Here is a 3,616-nt window from a genome sequence, read left to right as displayed (position 1 = left end):
GAGCATAATCAGGGCAAGAAAAAAGACCGTGCGTGGGCAGAGGTCAGGCGCATATCGGACGAGCTATGCAAGGAGAATAATTTGTCTGTTATTGAACACCCCGAAGAAGTCAAGGGAAAATCACACTGGGAGTGGGACATGAACAGGCAAGGTCTGTCATGGAAAGCAAAGCTAAAATATGCCATAGATCAGGTCGTAAAGGAGAGCGATGACTTCGCAGATTTCCTGCTGAAATGCGCTCAGAACGGCATACTTGTCTACTACAATCCGGAGCATACGATCGACCTGAAATTTATGCTTACCGAGCAGAAAGAACGCAATCCGAGAGCCAAAATGACGAGGGCGAAAACACTTGGGTGGTTTTACGAAACGGAGCAGATCAAGAGCCGTATTATTCATTACAAGAAAGCTATGGAGTACAAGCCGAAAGCAAGGATCGTCCGTGTGCCTGTGCAGGCGGAGGAAAACAAGTTTATCCGTGACAGCATCGACCGCAATAACATAAAGCTGACAAGCAAGGCGATGAATATTCTTGCCAAGTACGGCGTGACTGCCGAGGAAGCAAAAGCCGAGAGCATAGCCGCATTCAGTGAGAGGGTGGCACTTGTTCAGGAGCTTAACGCTATTTCGGACGAGATCAAGGAGCTTGAAGAACGTCCTGAAACGCTCAGAAAATTCTGGGCTTTTAAGCCATATTATGATGAGTACAAGTCCCTCAGCGGACGGAAACAGGAGAAGTATAGAAAAGCTCACGGCGGTACTCTGGCTGATTATCACGAGCTGAAAAAGAAACTGCTTGAATGGTATCCAAGCGGTCATGTGCCGACTGCCGAAAAACTGAATAAGCGTATCGCAGATCTGAACCAGCAAAAGGCTCAGAAAAATGCTCGATATAAGGCTATCAAGCTGAAAGCGGACGAACTGTCGCAGGCGGCGAATGAGATCGAGCAGTATCTACGTCAGGAGCAGAGTCGAGATCAGCAGAAAAAACGAAGGCAGAATGTACTTGAATGATACAGCGCATTGCACTGGGGATTTGCCGTATTTTGCTGCGCCCTGCACAAGAATTATTACAATTATTCTGATATGCTGGACTCTTGCTTGATTATGGTATATACTGTATCTACAATATTGATTTGGAGGTACACAGCTATGTTGAAAACACCTGAATTGGCAATGCCAAAATCAAGCACAGTCGTTACCGTCTACAATGGCAGGCGCAAGGTCTGGACGGACTATGAGGAAGCTAAGGCATATTTCCTTGAAATGATGATGTCTACGGACGGTGAGGAACATGACCGTGCAGAGTGCGTTTATATCCAACTCACGCACGGGCTTGACGAGTGTTCTGATGAAGACTGAAAGGAGTAGACCATGTTGAATAAGATCATGATGACAGGACGCATCACCACCGATCTGACCGTTGCAACTGAGGAGGATTACAGCTACTGCAAATTCAGCATCGCAGTTGATCAACCAAAGCACATGGGCGTTGATTCCATCGAGACAGACACGTTTACTTGCCTTGCATTTGATGACAACGCTAAATCAGTAAGTTTTCTCTACTCAAAAGGTGGGCAGATAACCTTTGTCGGCTCACTTAGGAAGGCTCCCGACAAGACAGCAGTTATTATAGTGGAGGAACTGCACTTTCAGAATAGGTTTGCGGTAAAGGTCGATGTTGATTCGGGACAGCTTTTTTAACGGTGTGGGCGGTATGCTCTCAGGCGAACGGAAATGGTTTATAGCAGCTTTCGGTGACGTTATCCATAAATATGAAACAAGGCTCTCAGAGTATTTCTGGGAGCCTTATTTCATATTTATATGATAAGTTGACCGTTGTTCCAAAGCTGTATTTTAATAGGTATTCCAAGATAGTATGCAATAGCTTTAAATTTCTCTTTTAGTTTTTTATCTTTAGTAATAAAAATATCACATTCTACAGAAAGAATTGAATGTTTAGTATCATAATAACTTGAAATAAAAGTGCGTTCCTTTGTATCCATTTTATACCCACATGAAGTAAGAACAAAGAATAAGTATTCAATTACTGATTCTATTTTATAAAAGTCGTTTCTTATATTCGGAAACATATTTGGTCTTATTTTCTCAGTCATTGCAATTATGTATTTATATGCAACTTCATCAATCTTTACAAGCGGTTTATAAAAATCAACTAATTCATCAGCCATAAATCGATATGCTTGGTCTTTTGTGACTTTTTCAAATTTTGAAGTGCAATTGTTGTAACTCTCAATTTTAGCTGCAATACGTGGATGTTCCCATATTTTTGTGTATAGTTCATCTGCGTTAACGCCCTCTATACCGGATATGTTTTCAACACCATCATCTTTGAAGTTTTTGAAGCGACCTTTTGCCAAATTTGAAACAATTCCTTGTGAGCTATAATAGTTTCCGATAATATCCATTCTCTGATTACGCTCATTATCACTTGAATGGTAGACAATGCCATTATCATCTGGAATAAATAATCCCGATTCTGAATGTTCAAACATTAACAGTTTTAATTTTTCGGCAAATCCGGTATATTGAGGAGTTTCATTTTGATACGCATGACACAATTCATCTAAATGGGCAACACTTAAGTAGTATCTCCATCCCTGTTCTTTCTTAAGGATAAAAAACTTTTGGGTTTCTTCGTTATTTAGCATCTCCTGCCATATATTGTAATCGAGATATACTTTCATTTGAAATGCTCCTAACAAACACATAGGCGGCTATTTCTTCAACAGCCTATTGATATGATTCAAAATCATCAGTTGATCCCCGTCATCAAGCTGCTTCATACCTTCAACTGCTTTCCGTATCAGCTCAGGATTTGAAATGCTGTCATCGAAGAACTCAGCAGGTGTGATGCCGAAGTAGTCGCATATCGCAAACAGCTCCGACAGCGGTGGAAGGGACTTTCCCGATGAAATATTATAAATATATCCACGGCTATGACCGAGATCATAGCTCATCTGGTACTCCGATACACCCTTTTGCAGCCGGAGCTGAGTTATTCTGTTTCTTACAAAATCGTCTGTCATAGCTAAATCACCTCTTACTACTATAATACAGCAAAAGAAATCAGCTATACTCAAAGGAAATATGTTGTTTTATCTTGAATAATCTTCTAATATATGTTATAATCAAGATATATTAGATTATTCTTGCGGTGGTATCATTAGTAATACGAACAACAACATTTTTAGGTGTAAGCTATGGACATATACACAGTCAGTTTCTTTGGGCATCGTGAAGTAGAAAGGGCGGCAGAGATCGAAAGTAAGCTGGACCAACTCTTGCATGATCTCATTACGCAGAAACAGTATGTTGAGTTTCTCATCGGACGGGACGGAGAATTTGACTTGTTGGCTGCTTCGGCTATAAGACAAGCCGTTAAGCAATACGGCTACGGTAACACATCAATTATCCTTGTACTGCCGTATATGAAAGCCGAGTACCGTGACAACGAGCAAAACTACCTCAGCTACTATGATGAGGTGGAGATATGCTCGGAATCATCTGATGCACACTATAAGTCTGCGATACAAGTTCGTAACAGGTGTATGGTTGACCGTTCAGACCTGGTCGTGTGCTGTATTCAGCATAA

The 3,616-nt window shown here is 41.3% G+C and carries 6 protein-coding genes; 4 read left to right on the top strand and 2 right to left on the bottom strand.

What is annotated here, in order from left to right; all coding sequences use genetic code 11:
* From Q0R37_RS15470 to Q0R37_RS15460, 3 genes are all read left to right on the top strand, one after another.
* The coding region (locus tag Q0R37_RS15470) for a relaxase/mobilization nuclease domain-containing protein (protein ID WP_294755510.1) at positions 1 to 1,014 on the top strand (1,014 nt) is incomplete at its 5' end.
* 138 nt (positions 1,015 to 1,152) lie between these two features.
* Complete coding sequence (locus tag Q0R37_RS15465; protein ID WP_294755508.1) at positions 1,153 to 1,362, top strand: hypothetical protein; 210 nt, start codon at positions 1,153 to 1,155, stop codon at positions 1,360 to 1,362.
* A 12-nt stretch (positions 1,363 to 1,374) separates the two neighbouring features.
* Positions 1,375 to 1,704: a single-stranded DNA-binding protein gene (locus Q0R37_RS15460; protein ID WP_294755506.1), complete on the top strand. Its 330-nt coding sequence runs from the start codon at positions 1,375 to 1,377 to the stop codon at positions 1,702 to 1,704.
* Positions 1,705 to 1,820: 116 nt separating this feature from the next.
* Here the strand turns inward: Q0R37_RS15460 and Q0R37_RS15455 are convergent, their stop codons facing one another.
* Both Q0R37_RS15455 and Q0R37_RS15450 read right to left on the bottom strand, forming a co-directional pair.
* The gene (locus tag Q0R37_RS15455) at positions 1,821 to 2,708 is read right to left on the bottom strand and encodes a hypothetical protein (RefSeq protein WP_294755505.1); all 888 of its coding nucleotides are present in this window, start codon (positions 2,706 to 2,708) and stop codon (positions 1,821 to 1,823) included.
* 30 nt (positions 2,709 to 2,738) lie between these two features.
* Positions 2,739 to 3,050, bottom strand: a complete 312-nt coding sequence (locus tag Q0R37_RS15450) for a helix-turn-helix transcriptional regulator (protein WP_072419348.1) — start codon at positions 3,048 to 3,050, stop codon at positions 2,739 to 2,741.
* A gap of 255 nt (positions 3,051 to 3,305) precedes the next feature.
* Between Q0R37_RS15450 and Q0R37_RS15445 the strand changes: the two genes are divergently transcribed.
* Positions 3,306 to 3,616 (top strand): hypothetical protein (locus Q0R37_RS15445; protein ID WP_294755503.1); only part of this gene is annotated, 311 nt, incomplete at its 3' end.

The organism is uncultured Ruminococcus sp., from assembly GCF_946415235.1.
GTDB lineage: Bacteria > Bacillota > Clostridia > Oscillospirales > Ruminococcaceae > Ruminococcus.
The sequence above is the reverse complement of the archived record's forward strand: the minus strand, read 5'-3'. Positions and strand labels throughout refer to the sequence as shown.